At 69.6% G+C, this 14,538-nt stretch carries 11 protein-coding genes; 5 read left to right on the forward strand and 6 right to left on the reverse strand.

Annotation, left to right across the window (positions count from 1 at the left end):
• Positions 1 to 7: 7 nt before the first annotated feature.
• From Ssi02_RS11670 to Ssi02_RS11680, 3 genes are all read right to left on the reverse strand, one after another.
• On the reverse strand, positions 8 to 469 hold the full coding sequence (locus Ssi02_RS11670) for a carboxymuconolactone decarboxylase family protein (RefSeq protein ID WP_239128817.1): 462 nt from the start codon (positions 467 to 469) through the stop codon (positions 8 to 10).
• Positions 466 to 1,365 (reverse strand): RNA polymerase sigma factor SigJ, encoded by a 900-nt coding sequence (gene sigJ / locus Ssi02_RS11675; protein WP_239128818.1) that lies wholly within the window; start codon positions 1,363 to 1,365, stop codon positions 466 to 468. The genes Ssi02_RS11670 and sigJ overlap by 4 nt, the downstream gene beginning before the upstream one ends.
• Positions 1,366 to 1,746: 381 nt before the next feature.
• Complete coding sequence (locus Ssi02_RS11680; RefSeq protein ID WP_204024740.1) at positions 1,747 to 4,485, reverse strand: carboxypeptidase regulatory-like domain-containing protein; 2,739 nt, start codon at positions 4,483 to 4,485, stop codon at positions 1,747 to 1,749.
• 585 nt (positions 4,486 to 5,070) lie between these two features.
• Between Ssi02_RS11680 and Ssi02_RS11685 the strand changes: the two genes are divergently transcribed.
• Positions 5,071 to 5,973 carry a hypothetical protein gene (locus tag Ssi02_RS11685; RefSeq protein ID WP_204024742.1) on the forward strand — a complete coding sequence of 301 codons (903 nt, stop codon included), beginning with the start codon at positions 5,071 to 5,073 and terminating at the stop codon, positions 5,971 to 5,973.
• 7 nt (positions 5,974 to 5,980) lie between these two features.
• On the opposite strand, the gene Ssi02_RS11690 is transcribed toward Ssi02_RS11685, so the two are convergent.
• Together Ssi02_RS11690 and Ssi02_RS11695 are read right to left on the reverse strand one after the other, a co-directional pair.
• Positions 5,981 to 6,643, reverse strand: coding sequence for a thymidine kinase (locus Ssi02_RS11690; RefSeq protein WP_239128819.1), 663 nt, complete (start codon positions 6,641 to 6,643; stop codon positions 5,981 to 5,983).
• A gap of 174 nt (positions 6,644 to 6,817) precedes the next feature.
• A complete protein-coding gene (locus Ssi02_RS11695; RefSeq protein WP_204024744.1) occupies positions 6,818 to 7,819 on the reverse strand; it encodes an AraC-like ligand-binding domain-containing protein in 1,002 nt (333 codons plus the stop codon).
• A gap of 176 nt (positions 7,820 to 7,995) precedes the next feature.
• Here Ssi02_RS11695 and Ssi02_RS11700 point away from each other — a divergent pair, with 176 nt between their 5' ends.
• Both Ssi02_RS11700 and Ssi02_RS11705 read left to right on the forward strand, forming a co-directional pair.
• Positions 7,996 to 9,150: a sensor histidine kinase gene (locus Ssi02_RS11700; RefSeq protein ID WP_204024746.1), complete on the forward strand. Its 1,155-nt coding sequence runs from the start codon at positions 7,996 to 7,998 to the stop codon at positions 9,148 to 9,150.
• Between the two features lie 383 nt (positions 9,151 to 9,533).
• The gene (locus Ssi02_RS11705; protein WP_239128820.1) at positions 9,534 to 10,268 is read left to right on the forward strand and encodes a hypothetical protein; all 735 of its coding nucleotides are present in this window, start codon (positions 9,534 to 9,536) and stop codon (positions 10,266 to 10,268) included.
• A gap of 36 nt (positions 10,269 to 10,304) precedes the next feature.
• On the opposite strand, the gene Ssi02_RS11710 is transcribed toward Ssi02_RS11705, so the two are convergent.
• Positions 10,305 to 12,335 carry a hypothetical protein gene (locus Ssi02_RS11710; protein WP_204024750.1) on the reverse strand — a complete coding sequence of 677 codons (2,031 nt, stop codon included), beginning with the start codon at positions 12,333 to 12,335 and terminating at the stop codon, positions 10,305 to 10,307.
• 142 nt (positions 12,336 to 12,477) lie between these two features.
• Between Ssi02_RS11710 and Ssi02_RS11715 the strand changes: the two genes are divergently transcribed.
• Together Ssi02_RS11715 and Ssi02_RS11720 are read left to right on the forward strand one after the other, a co-directional pair.
• Positions 12,478 to 13,761 (forward strand): MFS transporter, encoded by a 1,284-nt coding sequence (locus Ssi02_RS11715; RefSeq protein ID WP_204024752.1) that lies wholly within the window; start codon positions 12,478 to 12,480, stop codon positions 13,759 to 13,761.
• Between the two features lie 354 nt (positions 13,762 to 14,115).
• Positions 14,116 to 14,496, forward strand: coding sequence for a hypothetical protein (locus tag Ssi02_RS11720; protein WP_239128821.1), 381 nt, complete (start codon positions 14,116 to 14,118; stop codon positions 14,494 to 14,496).
• The last annotated feature ends 42 nt before the right edge of the window (positions 14,497 to 14,538 follow it).

Raw genomic sequence — 14,538 nt, forward strand, 5'->3', positions numbered from 1 at the left:
CTCGGTGTCAGGCGTCGCGGGAGGCGGCGCTCGGGGGGACCCGGGTCATCGTGAGGATCCGGTTCCAGACGTTGATCTGGGCGATCGCCATCACCAGGGCGGACAGGTCGGCGTCGTCGTAGTGTTCGCCGGCCTTCCGCCACACCTGGTCGGGCACCGCGCCGGGCCGGTCGGCGAGGCGGGTGGCCTCCTCGGCCAGGCCGAGGGCGGCGCGTTCCGCGTCGGTGAACCATGGCGCCTCGCGCCAGGTGGCCACGGAGAACAGCCGTTCGTCGCTCTCGCCTGCCGTGTGGAGCTTGTGGGCATATCGGTCCAGGCACGGGGAGCAGCCGTTGATCTGGCTCACCCGCATCTTGACGAGGTTGAGCGTGGACGCCGGCACTCCACAGCCGGCCAGGAAGGCATCCAGGGATGCCAGGGCCTGGAAGGGTGTGTTGTCGGCGGCGAAGACATTCAAGCGTGCCGTCACGTGAGATTCCCCAACTTTTCGGGATTGGTCACCATGTAGATCTCGGTGATGCGCCCGTCGGCGACCGCCAGGCCGATCACGAACTTGAGCCGCCCGTCGCGTGTCCCGCACAGCCCGGCCCAGCCGTTGACCGACGTGGGCGCCAGCACAAGCTGACGCGAGGTATACCGCCGGACAACGCCGACGAGGAACCGCGACACGCGGTCCGGGCCGTGCAGCGGGCGGCGGGCGGCCTTGGCCAGGCCGCCGCCGTCGCTCCGCAGCACCACGTCGGGGTCGAGCAGCGACAGCAGGGCGCGGAGGTCCTCTCCCGCGCACGCCCCCGCGAACGCGTCGACCACTTTGCGGTGCTCGTCCTGATCGACGGCGAACCTCGGCGCCCGCCCCCGCACATGGCCCCGTGCCCGCGCGGCGAGCTGGCGGCAGGCGGCGGGGGTGCGCCCCACCACCTGCCCCACCTCGGCGAACGTCAGCCCGAAGACGTCGTGCAGGACGAACGCGGTGCGCTCGGCCGGGCTCAGCGACTCAAGCACCACCAGCATGGCCATGCTCATCGACTCGTCGAGCGTGACCCGGTCCGCCGGGTCGCCGTCCTCAAGCACCGGTTCCGGCAACCACGGCCCGACGTACTCCTCGCGCCGCACCCGCGCCGAGCGCAGCACGTCGAGCGCCAGCCGCGAGACCGTCACGACCAGCCAGCCGGTGACATCCTCGATGTCGGCATATGCCGTACGGCAGAGCCGCAGCCACGCCTCCTGCACCACGTCCTCGGCTTCCCCGAGGCTGCCGAGCAGCCCATAGGCCACGCCGACAAGGCGGGGCCGTATGGCCTCGAACTCGGCAGCGAGAGCCTCGGCCGCCGCCACATCACCGTTCACACCTGGAGGACGAGACACCCCTCCAGAATGTGACATCGGTCCGGACGGCACCCGGGCCGGGGTGGGATGGCGAGCGGAGCCGATCGATTCAGCGGCGGGCTGCACCCCCTACCCGGAAAAGGAAATTTCATGACAGACCCGCCGGAGGGCCTGCATCCGGTGGACATGGACGAATCCACCGAGGCCCTTCGGGAGAAGACCATCGTGCGCTAGGGGGTGCCTGTCGCAACAGGCACCCCCTGCTCACAATTCTTACGGCACGGCCTCGTCGGCCGCTCGATGACTCAGATGGAGTCGACGAGGAGCCTCCCGATGTGTGGGGCGAAGCCGAGGTCGTCAACCGCCTTGACCGCCTATTGGCGGGTGACGGATACCTTCAGGACGGGCCTTCGGGTGCCTTCACCTGCCGGTGGTCAGGGCGAGGTCGACTGTCGTGCGCTTACCGGCCTCGACGTCGACCTCTCGGGTGACGGTGCCGTAGTTCTCCTTGGAGACCGTGATGCGATGGTCGTCGGAGAGTATCTGCTTGACGAAGGTGCCGTCCGCGGCCGTGATGGTCACCTCATCACCGATCTTCACGGTGGCGTTGGCCAGCGGCCGGCCGTCGCCGGCGTCGACGATGGTGCCGCTCACCAGCCCATGCCGCTGCGGCGTGAAGGTCAGGCTCATGCCGTCGGTCAGCACGGGCCGGTCATAAGAGAAGAGGAGAGCTTCGGCTTTGTCCCGCTTCCCCTCGATGCCGACAGTGGCGCTGCTTCCGGCGGTGAGGTCATTGGAGATGCCTCGGTAACGGAACCCGATGGTGCCGTCTTCCCCAAGGAGCACTGAATAGGAGAGGCGGCTTTCCGGATCCCTCATTGGCGCGACATTACGCCATTCAAGGACGAAAGTGCGGTTGGGCGCGGTTCCCAGCGTGGCTGTGTAGAGCCAGGGGTTGGAGAAGTCCGGTGAAGTGCCCGCTTCCCAGAAGGGGTAGATCGCGCCTACCTGCGAGAGGTAGCTGGGAAGTGGATAGTTCGTGTTGCTGCGAGACGTTCGATCCAGGGTCAAATAACCATCCTTGGTGATAAAGATCTCCCTATGCGATTCCCCGTAGAAAGGGAAGGCGAACGGAAGCTGGATAAATTGCCGGCCCACCGGCCTGACCTCGGTGCCCGCGACATAAGGTTCGGTGCCGACGGCGCAGCTGTAGCCGAACGAGTCCGTACGGCGGGGCAACGCGATGTCCTTCGCGAGGTCCGCGTCCACCTCGATCGACACGGTCCTTCCACCCGCACAGCTCTCCGGGACCGAGGTGACCGCGAGTTCGTGCTCACCTCGGGGCAGAGTGATGCGGTAGCGGCCGGCCGCGTCGGTTTCCACGCTCTCCAATGTGCCCGCCACGGCCACATGGGCGCCCTTCTGCGGAGCACCGTCGATGGTGACGGTTCCCGACACGGTGTGCGCCGGCAGCGGCCGGAGCAGCACGTCGCGCGTGACGGTGGAGCTCGCCGGGACGTTGGCGGTGGCGGTGGCGGTGCGATAGCCGAGCTTTTTCACCCTGACCCGGTGGTCGCCGGCCGCCAAGCGCACAAGCTCATAGTTTCCGCCCGCATCGGTGACGACGGTACGCGTCTGGGCGCCCGAGACGGTGACGACCGCCTTGGCGAGCGGCGTGCCGTCCTGCGAGGTGATCTTGCCGGTCAATCCGCCGACGGCCTCGCGGGGTGCGTCGCGGACCGCCGCGTAGGCGTCGAGCCGGCCCTCGCCCCAGACGTTGTTCTTTTCCGCAGTGCCACCGCAACTGGTGTCGTTGACGTCGATCGCCGTGCGGTCGAGAAGGGCGCGTGTGGCCGCGATGTCCCGTCGCAGGCTGGGTGCGGCGGACCAGAGCAGCGCCACCGTACCCGCCACGTGAGCGGCGCCGTAGTCGCCGCCGAACACCGTGCTGTAACCGCCGTCGGCGGCGGCTGTGCGGATAGTGGCGCCGGGTGCGGTGATGTTGGGCTTCACCTCGCCGTTCGCGCCGGGGCCGCGTCCGGAGTACGGGCTGATCGCGTTGTTGGGCCCGAACATGCCCACGGTGTAGCTGTTGTCGTCCCGGTTCAGGCCGGAGGTGGTGGCGCAGAAGTCATAGCCGAGCCACGAGGTGCTGCCGAGAACGGGAAGGATGCCCGCAGTCACCCACGCGTCGAGAAGCTGTTTCTGCAGCGCGCGAAAACCTTCTCCCCCCGCGGACGGAGAGTAGATCAGGTTGGTGGTGAGGATGTCGGGAGCGAGGTCGGGACGGGGATTCCGGCCGCCCAGATCGGTGGGCGCGAGCATCCACTCTCCGGCTGCGAGCACGGAAGCGAAATCGCACGGGTTGAACCTGCACCCCGAAGCAGCGATCCATTTGGCTCCAGGAGCGACCCCGATGGTATCCGCGCCCTCTTCGCCCACCATGACGCTTGTGTACCTGGTGTCGTTGCCGCCGCGGACATCGCAGGGGTCGGCGGAGGGGCAGATTCGCGCGACGTCACCCCAGCTGTAGTTGTGGTCGACGCTCCCGTCGGCCTTCCGCCCGCGATATTGGGTGGCCAGCGCAGGGTGGTCGAACTTCACACCCAAGCCGATGTTCCCCACCACGATGCCTTCGCCCCGTGTGCCGAACTCGTTCCAGACCCTGGGGGCACCGATCCGGTCAAGGTTCCACTCGACCCCGTTGACCTTCGGGTGCGCCGTGGCGGGGAAGGTCGGGGGCGGATTGACGGCGACGTTGGGTTCGATGCTCTCCACCTCGGGCAGCTTCGCGATCTGCCTGGCCAGATCGGCGTCGCCGACCACCTTCAGCGCGTTGACCGCCCAGAACGGCGTGAACTCCACCTTTTGCTCGGTGAGCATCCGCTGGAGACCCGCCTGCGACGAGGCCGCGAACTCAACCTTGGCCTGGTAGACCTCCCTGGTCTTCTCCGGCTTGCTCGTCGCCTTGAGCGCCGTCGTGAGATCGGCCTGGTCCTTGAGCCGCACCAGGAATGAGCTTGTCTTGCCGTCCGCAAGAACGGCCTTATTGATTTTGGCCGACTCGGGCGCCGCATGTGCCACACCCGCGGGAAGTAAGAGCGCGAACGCGGCGGTGGCCGTCAGGGCCGCCCGCCATCGCCCGGAGGAGTTGAACACACGATCTCCTTCATGCCAGGCGGAGTGATTTCTGAGATGGAGCTGACAATCTCCGCAAAACCGTGTGGGAGAATCGTGAACTGCTCTTGAACGCATTTCAACTCGTGGACCGATGTAAATTCATGCGACCTGAAATCAGGAGACCACGCAACGTCCAGGACCGGTCGGCACACATAACCTTCCAGGTCATAGTCTCCTTCCGGCGCGCGGCTATCGGCCGGATTGAAGGCACGGTATACGGGGTCGCTCTGTGCTGCGTTCTAATACCGGGCACTCGAAAGAGAGTATTCGGGAAACCTCCTGCTCAAACACCGGCAGAAGACCTCATACACCACCTCTTCCCACAGGAAGAAACAGTCGCCGTCCTGCCTCGTTTTCCCCTCAAGAAGCCCGGCGACCGGCACGGACGGCCGCATGATGAGCGGTGCCCGTGAAGAACCGGAAGCAAGGGGGATCGAAGATCGGCCTCCCGACGGGAAGGGAGGCGCCGCCGGCGGCCCAGGCGGACCGTGGCCCCCCCCGGGGGGCGCAGGCGGGGTTCCGGTCTGCGCAAGGGAGAGATTGGCTGCTTTACCCTGTTTTGGTGTGACCAAATTAGTCGTTGAACACGACATCCCACAGGTCGTGGCCGACGATCGGCCACCGGAGGACGCGCGCGGTGGCGTCATCCCGCTGCTCGAACAGATCGGCGCGGTGGTGGTGCCGCTCGGAGTGGGGCTGTACGCGCTGCTCTACATGGGCATCGAGGAGATGTACGCCGTCTTCAACGTCAGCCCGCAGCAGGTGGGCATCGACCAGTCCGTCCTGTTCAGCCGGCTCATCACCACCCTCGTGCTGCTCGTGCTCGTCCTCATCCCCCTGGTGGGCATGATCGTCGCCGCGGCCTGGGCCGTCAACAAGATCACGTTTGGCCGTGCCGCCCGCGCCCTGGACACCGTACGGCGAAGGCCGTGGACGGCCGCCTTCCTCGCGGCGTTGTGGTGCGGTGCGACCTACGCCGGCGCGGCGGCCGTTTTCAGCCCGTTCGATGCTCTCGGCATGGCGGCCGTCGCCGGGGCTCTGGCCCTGGTGGCCTTCCTTGTACCGTTCCGGCTACTGCGCCGAAGACAGATGGGACGGGCCGGCGTCAAGGTCGTCACGGGCACCCTCACCGGGATCGGCCTGGGGTTCGTGCTCATCCTGGAAATGATCAAAGGGGCGGCCGGAATCCAGGCGACCGGGCAGGGCAACACCTTCCTCGACTTCCTCGGATTCCAGGACCAGTGGGTCGTCCTGAAGGATGCCGACACCGACCGGCCGCTCTACAACGGCAGGTGGATGATGCTGCTCGGCGAGAGCGTCGGCACCTACGTCTTCTACGACTGCGACAAGCTGGAGACCTTCCGCCGCCCCATCGAGGGCACCCACCTCGCGCACATGCAGCTCCAGCCGGAGCGCGAGGAGGGCTACACCTGCGGCGGCCTCGCCGGACCGGAGACGGTCGACTGAGGAAAGCTCAGCCCGGCAGGGCCGCCTCAGGCTCGGCGGCGGGTGTGCCGAGGTCGCCGGTGCGGTGGTGGCGGCGGCACAGCACCTGGTATCTCACGGTGGACACGTCGTCGGTGTCGGCGATGACGACCTGCTCACCGGTGCGCATGAGGCGGCCGTCGACGACACGCGCGTTGAGCAAGCCGGGCCGGCCGCACCAGCACAGCACCTCGACCTGCAGGCGGGTGATCTCGTCGGCGAGCTCGAAGAAGCGCTGCGTGGCGGGGAACAGCCGGGTGCGGAAGTCGGAGGCCAGGCCGAAGGCGTAGACGTCGACTCCGAGTCGGTCTACAAGGTCGGCGAGCTGCTCGACCTGGGCCTCGGTGTAGAAGCAGGCCTCGTCGCAGATGACGTAGTCGAGCGGCCCGTGCTGCTGGGCGAGGGCGAACAGGTCGAGCTCGTCGAGGACCTCGACGGCGTCCAGGTGGAGACCGATCCGGCTGGTGACCCGGCCCGCGCCGGCCCGGTCGTGCTTGGTGAGCACGAGCCCCCGCCTGCCCTGACGGCGGTGGTTGTAGTTCATCTGCAGGGCCAGCGTCGACTTACCGCAGTCCATGGGGCCGTAGTAGAACCTGAGGCGGGCCACGGAGGCCGGAGCGGGCACGGCGGACAACGCGGTCGATGGGGTCACAGGCGATCAGCCTAGTGCTTTCCATGACACCCGACACTCCTGTACTCATCGCCCCATCACCTGCGCTCAGTGACAAAAGCAACGGTGCGCTCTGTGCTAACGCCCCTGCGGAGTACGGCGCAGCACACTGGGAACACTGCCGCGAACCTCGTGGCCGGGCGGGGCCCGGGACCTCTACATGCCTGCACAGGGGCCGGCATGTCCGTCCCGGCGTGCGAGCAGGCGGTATTCCGACGGGGACATGCCGTAGGCGGCGCGGAACGCCCGGCTGAAATCGGAGTGGGAGGTGAACCCCCGGCGCAGGGCGGCGGCGCGCACGGACAGGGCGCGCGCGGGATAGCGGGTGAGGTCCTCGCGGGCCAGTTCGAGGCGGCGTCGCCGTACCCAGCCCATGACGGTTCTGTCCTGCTGCTGGAAGAGGCGCTGCAGGTAACGCACGGAGATGTGGTGGTGAGCCGCGATGGCGGCGGGGGTCAGGGCGTGGTCGCCGAGGTGCCGCTCGATGAAGTCGTCGATACGGGCCGTGAGTGTCCGGGTGCGGCTCTCCGGTGCGAGCGCGGACTCGGCGTCCACCGCGTGCGTGAGCAGCGCCGAGACCAGATCGACGGCGATCAGCTCCAGGCGCGGGGCGTCCGCCGGGCCGTAGTGCGCGGCGTCCTTCACGGTCTGCTTGAGGAAGTGGGCGAGGAGCGCGCCGTAGCCCTCCCGCGCCGGCAGCGCGCGCGGGATGACGTCCTTGACTTTGTCCCACGGCAGGGGCAGGTGGGCCTTGGGGATCTCCATGCCCAGTTCCGTATAGCTCCCGGCGTCCTTGTCCAACCGCAGGTCGTAGGGGCGTGAGCTGTCGAAGACGCAGATGTCGCCCGGACGGTAGGTGCCGGATTCGTCGCCGTGCCGCACATGCACGGGGATGGTGAGCGGCACGGACAGGTGCAGATGCTCGGGGTCGGAGCGCCTGATCAGCCGCGGCGTGCGATGCATGCTCATGCTGTCGCAGGTGGTCGGCCAGAGGGAGACCGTGCCGAGGGCGAGCACCCGGGCCGACGCCCGGAAGTCGCCGCGATCGTCGAGGTGGAGGTGCACGGGGGAGTGCGTCTCGCTGATGAGCTCCTGCCAGCAGTCGAAACGGTCCGCCGGAAGGCAGTCGGCGGTGGTGAACACGGACACGGCCAGCACGTGCTCTCCCCTCACGTCGAGGTTTCACGTCGAAGCGGGCGTCAGCCGATTGGGGGCCGGTGTCCTCCCGGGAAGGAGGTGCCGAAGCCACGCGGGTCATAGTAGTGATCTACGGCCTGACGCGGTGGGTATTGGATGGTTTGCCGGATACCACGCCATGTGGTGTGTTAAATGGCATGTCAACGGCGGTCTGGCGGCGATGGGCGCGGAATCCCTGGGTGCAGGACACCGCGCTCGCCGTGCTCGTGTTGGAGACGGAGTGGGGTCACCTAGCCCGCACGGGCGAGGGTGTCCCGGCGACCGGGGTGATCGCCGTGCTGGCGGCGGGGCTGATGTTCCTGCGCCGCCGCCACCCCGTGGTGACGGTGGCGCTCGTGGGCATGCTCGACATGACGAACGTCGTGCTCGACCTCTACGACCCGCCCAGGGGGGCGATCACCATCGCCCTCTACACCGTCGGCCGCCACACCGCGCCGCGCGTCGCCGCCCTCGTGCTCGCGCTCACGGTGGCGGCCGACCTGTCCCTGCGCCCGGAGCAGCTCGGTGCGCCCGGCGCGTTCGCGACACTGATCGTGCTTCCCATGGCGGCGGTCGCGGCGGGCCACATCATGCGGCTCCGCCGCGAGCTCGCCGACCGCCGCGAGGCGGAGGCCGAGCGGGCCAGGCACTGGGCCGAGGAGGAGGACGCGCGGGAAAGACGGCAGGCGGCGAAGGACGCGGTGTGGGCCGAACGGCGGCGCATCGCCCGCGAGCTCCACGACGTGGTCGCCCATCACGTCAGCGTCATCAACCTCTACATGGGGGTGGCGAGGCGGACCATCCCCGCCGACCCCGGACGCGCCCAGGAGGCCCTGCGCACCGGCGAGGATACGGCGAAGCGGGCCATGGCCGAGATGCGGAAGCTACTCGACGTGCTGCGCACCGACGGGGAGGCGGAGGATGACGCGGCCGAGGCCGGCGCGGCGCGGCTGCCCGCGCTCCTCGCGGAATCGGGCAACGCGCGGCTCGACGTCGTCGGCGACCCGGTCGGCCTGCCCTCGGCGGTCGACCACGCGGTCTACCGCATCGTCCAGGAGGCGCTCACCAACACCCGCAAACACGGCGGCGGCGCCCCCGCGACGGTACGGCTGACCTACCGGGCAGGAACCGTCGAGGTCGAGGTGCTCGACGACGGCGAGGCGCCGCCCGTCGCCGGCGACGGCGGGCTCGGCCTGGCGGGCATGGCGGAGCGGGTGTCGCTGTGCGGCGGGGAGTTGCGGACGGGACCGCGGCCTGAGGGGGGCTTCCAGGTGTTCGCCGCGATCCCGCTCCCGCCGGCCGACGGCACCTGATTCCCGGCTTCGCCGTACCCGGGTCACGGGAGCCCGGTCCCCGGGGCGGCGCGGGGGAGGGCGGGGGAGGGGCCGACCCATGGCGGCACGCCGTGGATCCGTATGAGATCGGGAAGTACACCGCGACGCTGAAGCACCTGCCCACGCGGTCCCACGGCAGGATCATCGACGTCGGGTGCAGCGAGCACGTGGAGCAGCACCGGTGTGTCCGTTCGCCGTCACCCGCTACGAGCGCCTTGGGTGTCAGCGGTAGCAGCATCACCTGGCGTCACATCAATTCCCGCACTTGGCGAATTTTGGGGCAAATAGCCACCGTTAGGTGACCAAGCGATGTCGCACGATGAGAGGGGGTGAAGGCAATGGCAGAGAGCCATGGAGTGGGAGTGGGGCATGGCCCCAAAGCGCATCATGGCCCCAAAGAGGGCCATGTTCTCCGCTGGGGTGGTCTGGCGGGCATCGTCGCCGTGATACTTGCGATCATCGGGCGGCTGATCCTTGGGAGCACGCCCAGCATCGTCGACCAGGCCATGTCGATCAGCACATACGTGGTGCAGCACCGCTGGCAGATCCTGCTGGCGAGCCTGCTATACGCCATCGCGCTGGCATTCTTCCTGTGGTTCGGCGTCGCGCTCGCCCGGGCGTTCCGCCGAGGAGAGACGTCAGGGGACATCAGCGCCATGGTGCTCGCGGGCTTCGTGTTCGTGACCGCGATCGCCTTCATGGCGGTCACCGCGTTCGCGGGGATGGCATATGCGATGTCGGTGCATCGGCTGCTCCTGCCCATCGCCGCCGCCCCATACGCCGCATTGACGGTGATGAGCACGCTCGGCGGGATCGCGCTGGCCGTGCCGTTCGTCGCGGCGGCGGTCGGGATCATGCGGACCAGGGTCTTCCCGGTGTGGATGGCGTGGTTCGCCATCCTCGTGGCGGTGCTGGCCGTGCTCGCGGCGTTCGCGGTCGGCAGCACGAGCGGGCTGTTCGCGCCCGGCAGCTTCCTCGTCGGCTATCTGCCGTGGTTCCTCGCCGGGTTGTGGACCCTGATCGCCGGCGGGCTGCTGGTGCGCGAGCATCTGCCGATGGGCACCACCCAGCAGGCTAGGCCCGTGATGGGACATTAGGGGCGCTGTGCCGCCGGGGGCCCGCCCCCGGCGGTCTCAGGAGCCGGGTTGCCCGCGGAGGGTCTGCATACCCGCCGCCAGCGCCAGAGGTACGGCGGAGCCGAGCGCCATGGCCAGCACCGCGAACCCCGAGTCGTTGACCAGGGTGCCCACCACGCCACTGACGACGACCCCGGCCAGCCCCGCCTTCAGCGCGGGCGCCCGGCGGAACAACGCCGGCAGCACACCGGCGCTCACGACACCGGGCCGCAGCAGGGCGAAGACCACCGCGGCGACGGCGGCGACCACGATCGGACCCAGCACCGGATGCGACAGCGGCGCCGCCATCGCGGCGAGTTTGCGCGCCACGATCGGCCACGCCTCGCCCGACACCAGCAGGGAGAAGAACCTGCCGAAATGCGTCTGCTCGCCCACCGGCCGCAGATGATCGAGGAACGCGATCGCCGTCACCGCCGCGCCGCCCGCCCCGCACAACACCGCCACGCGCAGCGGGGACAGGCCGCGCCCCGCGACGAGGAGCGCCGTGACCGCGATCCCGGGCACGAACGCCACCACCCCGCCGAAATCGCTCCCGGCCCCCGGCCAGCCGCCGACGAGCATCGCCGCGCCGCCGATCATCACCACGACCACCGCCGCCCGGCCCCGCCACCCGCGCCGCGACAACCCGTGCGCCACGACACCGGTGAGGAAGAGCACCGACGCCGCGAACATCGCGAACGGGATGTTACCCAGCCCGTAGTACCGGGAGCCGTCCACGCCGGTCACCCCCGCCACACTGTCGAACTGCAACGACGTGCCGCCCAGCACGTCCGCCCCCAGCGTGACCGCGGTGATCGCCGCCACCGCCGCCGGCGGGCCCAGCGCGTGCGCCCGCCACGGGCCGATCAGCGCCACGGCGGTCACCAGCGCCGTGCACACCGCGATCGCGCCCCCCAGCGCGACCGTGGGAGCGGGCGCCCACTCCCACGGCACCGCGTTCGCCAGCACCGCCCCCACCGGCAGGGCCGCCAGCCCCAGCGCCACCACCCGCACGGCGCTTGGCGCCGGACCTTTCCCCCTGAGCAGCGCATAGGCCGCCGCGTAGAACACAAGGTGCAGCACCGCCAGCACCACAAAGAATCCCGCCGCCATCCCGAAGGCGGTCCGCCCCGCGACATCCGCCCGGGCCAGCGCCGAGGCGGCCTCCGGCATAGGCGCCGCCCCACCCGTCGTGATCGGGACTCCCGACACCTCCGGGGGGACGCCGGCGCCCGCCGCGTTCAGCACCGTGGCCGTCAGATCGGGCACGATCGCCATGTCGTCCCGCCGCGTCGAGCCCGACCCGGCCGACCGGCCCGCGGCGTCGGCCGTACGCACCATGACGACCCGCAGCCCCGGCGACGCGCCGAGATCGGACAGCCCGGCGAGCACCAGCGCCGCCCCCTCGGGCGCGCGCTCGACAACCCGGCCCACCTGCGCGTCCACCGCGCTCAGCCCCACCGCGCGGTCGCCCGCCGCCCGGGCCCTCGTGAAGTACGGCACCGCCAGGTCGTCCACGTCGATCGCGATCACCTGGCACTCCCGCCACGCGGCCTCGGGCACCTCGCCGAGATCCGCGAAGTAACGGTCCACCCGCCCATCCCGATCGGCCAGCGCGAGCGCCGCGCCCGGGCCCACGGCCAGGGCACAGCGGCCTGCGTCGTGCATGGCCTGCCCCAGCGTGCCGGCCCCCTTGGCCTTCGCGAAGCGGGGCACGACGGCCGCCTGGCTCTGGCGTACGGGCTCGGCGGGCATGCCGCAGCCGGGCCCGGCGCCCACCCGGTCACCCGCGGAAACCGACAGCCAGCCCTCGTAGGGGCAGGTGGACGGCCCCGCCGTGCGGACCGACAACGAGCCGGCGGCACTCCGCTCCGCCAGCCGCCACAGGTGGGGCGTGCGTTCAGGGGTGACGTCGCCCCAGCTCAGCCCGGGCACCCCGACGAGCACCACGGGGGTGTGGGGAGCGGTCGCCGCGGCCGGAGGGACGATCGGGAACGCCAGGACGACGGCCGCCGACAACACCGCCACAACCCACCGCACCACGCACATTTGCTGGATCCTACCGATGTTTCACCAGGTAGAAGGCCCGCAAGGTCCGTTAAACCCCTACGAAGCACCGCGAACCTCCACGACACGGGTAGGTCAGACCGGAACGCGACAGGTACCGGCACGGCACGATATGAAATTGCCCATGTCAACGTTATGGCCACCCCCAGAACCCCGTGCGACCGGCAAAGCCTGGCTGGTCTGGACGCTGGCAGCCGTCTTCGTGGTGTGGCTGTTCTCCATCCAGACGGGCTACGGCATCGTCTCCCCGGAGATCCAGGCCACCGCGGGGCTCACAGTCGCCGAGGTGGGGCTGGCCGCGACCGTCTACACGTGGGCCTTCGCGTTGTGCCAGTTCTTCTCCGGGGCGCTGCTGGACCGGTTCGGCTCGTGGCCGCTGATGACGATCGCCGTGGCGTTCGTCACGGTGGGAGCGTTCCTGTACTCCGCCACCTCCAGCATGGCCATGCTCGTGCTCGCCCAGGCGGTGCTCGCGCTCGGCTCGTCGTTCGGGTTCGTGGGCGCGGGCTACCTCGGCGGGCACTGGTTCGGGCCGGCGCGGTTCGGGTTGATGTTCGGCCTGGTCCAGTCGTTGTCGTCGCTCGGCTCGGCCGCCGCGCAGCCGTCCTTGTCGTTCGCGCTTGAGGGGGTGAGCTGGCAGGCGCTGCTCGCCGGGTTCGGCGCGTTCGGGATCCTGCTCGTCGTGCTGTTCGCGCTGTTCGTGCGCAATCCCGGCGACCCCGGGACGGTGCGCCGCGCCGCCGCGCCGAACGGCGAGCAGGCGAGGGGGCTCTTCACCGCGATCCTCCGCGACGTCGGCCGCTGCCTCGCCAACCGCCAGGTGCTGCTCGCCGCGCTCGTGGCCGGGGCGTCGTTCGGCACGATGATCGCGGTCGGCAGCCTGTGGGGGCCGCGCCTGCTGGAGGCGCGTGGCGAGGGGGAGAACGTCGCCGCCTGGCTCAACGCGGCGGCCTGGGTGGGCCTGGCCGCCGGCGCGCCGTTGTTCGCCGTGCTCTCCGAGCGGCTGCGCGGCCGCAGGGTGCCCGCCACGGCGGGCGTGCTCTTCCAGGGGCTCGCCGTCGCCGGGGTGATCTACCTCCCGGGCGGTGCCTGGGGGGTGTCGCTGGTGCTCATGGCGGCGATGGGCCTGTTCTCCGGCGCCCTGATGCTCGGCTTCACCGTGGCGGGGGAGTCGGTGCCCCAGGCCCAGCTCGGCACCGCGTCCGCCGTGGTCAACGGGGTCTGCTTCCTCATCGGCGGGCTGTGTACGGCACTGCCGGGCCGGCTGCTTCCCGGCGCGCCTGGCCTGGCCGACTACCAGCGGGCGTTGTGGGTGATCCCGGCACTCCTCATGGCCGGGGTGGTGGCGGCGCTGCTTCTGAAGGAGAGCCATCCGCGGCGCATGTCCGAACCCCTGGCAAGCGCCTGACGCCGGCTTTCGGGCACGGCGGGAGCCTGGTGCACCACGGTCCTCCGGGGGGTGGGGCGGGGATTTCGCATGAACTGTCAGCCCGGCGGCTATACCCCGTGTGGCGGTGGAATCGAACGGTTCTCCCGTCGGGGTGCACGACTTATGGTGATATTGCCTGACCTGATGTGATCAGACGTGACCGAATCGAGCCTGAACGGGACAGAAAACCACTAGGGTTTCGGGATCAGTCTGTTGCGCCCCGCTTTGACATGCTCTGATCGGGACGAAAAGTGACCCGGGAGAGCGGCGTCGATCGGGGTCGTGAGGTCGGGCAGGCTGAGTACCGCTGAATCGATAGATGTGGGAGTACACGTGACCACTGAGACAAGCGAGATGCCCCCCGCACTCGCGGCCATGATGACCGACGAAGAGGCCGCAGCCGTGAGGGCCGAAGCGTCCCGCTGGCGCTATGGCTTCCTCGTGGTCGTCGCCGGTCTGATCGTGGTCCTGCTCGGTTTTGTGGTCGTGGTGTTCAGAAGCGGCGCGCCCGAGGCGACCTACGCCGGTCTGGTGGGGCTGGTCGGCACGATCATCGGCGCCTACTTCGGCGTTCAGGTCGGCCAATCGGGCAAGGACCGGGTGGAGGCCGAGTTGCGCCGCACCAGCGAGATGGCGATGCGCCTGGCCGCCAAGATCCACGCCCATGACGCCGACGAGGTGATCAATTCGACGATGGGCCGCCGCAAGCGGTAGGCCATCCGAGTCCGGCTCCGCCGTACAGCGCGAGGGCGGAGC

This window comes from Sinosporangium siamense (assembly GCF_016863435.1).
In the GTDB taxonomy this organism is placed as follows: Bacteria; Actinomycetota; Actinomycetes; order Streptosporangiales; family Streptosporangiaceae; genus Sinosporangium; species Sinosporangium siamense.

Coding starts and splice junctions, on each gene's coding strand:
- Ssi02_RS11700 (WP_204024746.1), top strand. CDS start 7,996: ATGTCAACGGCGGTCTGGCGGCGATGGGCGCGGAATCCCTGGGTGCAG.
- Ssi02_RS11715 (WP_204024752.1), top strand. CDS start 12,478: ATGTCAACGTTATGGCCACCCCCAGAACCCCGTGCGACCGGCAAAGCC.
- Ssi02_RS11710 (WP_204024750.1), bottom strand. CDS start 12,335: ATGTGCGTGGTGCGGTGGGTTGTGGCGGTGTTGTCGGCGGCCGTCGTC.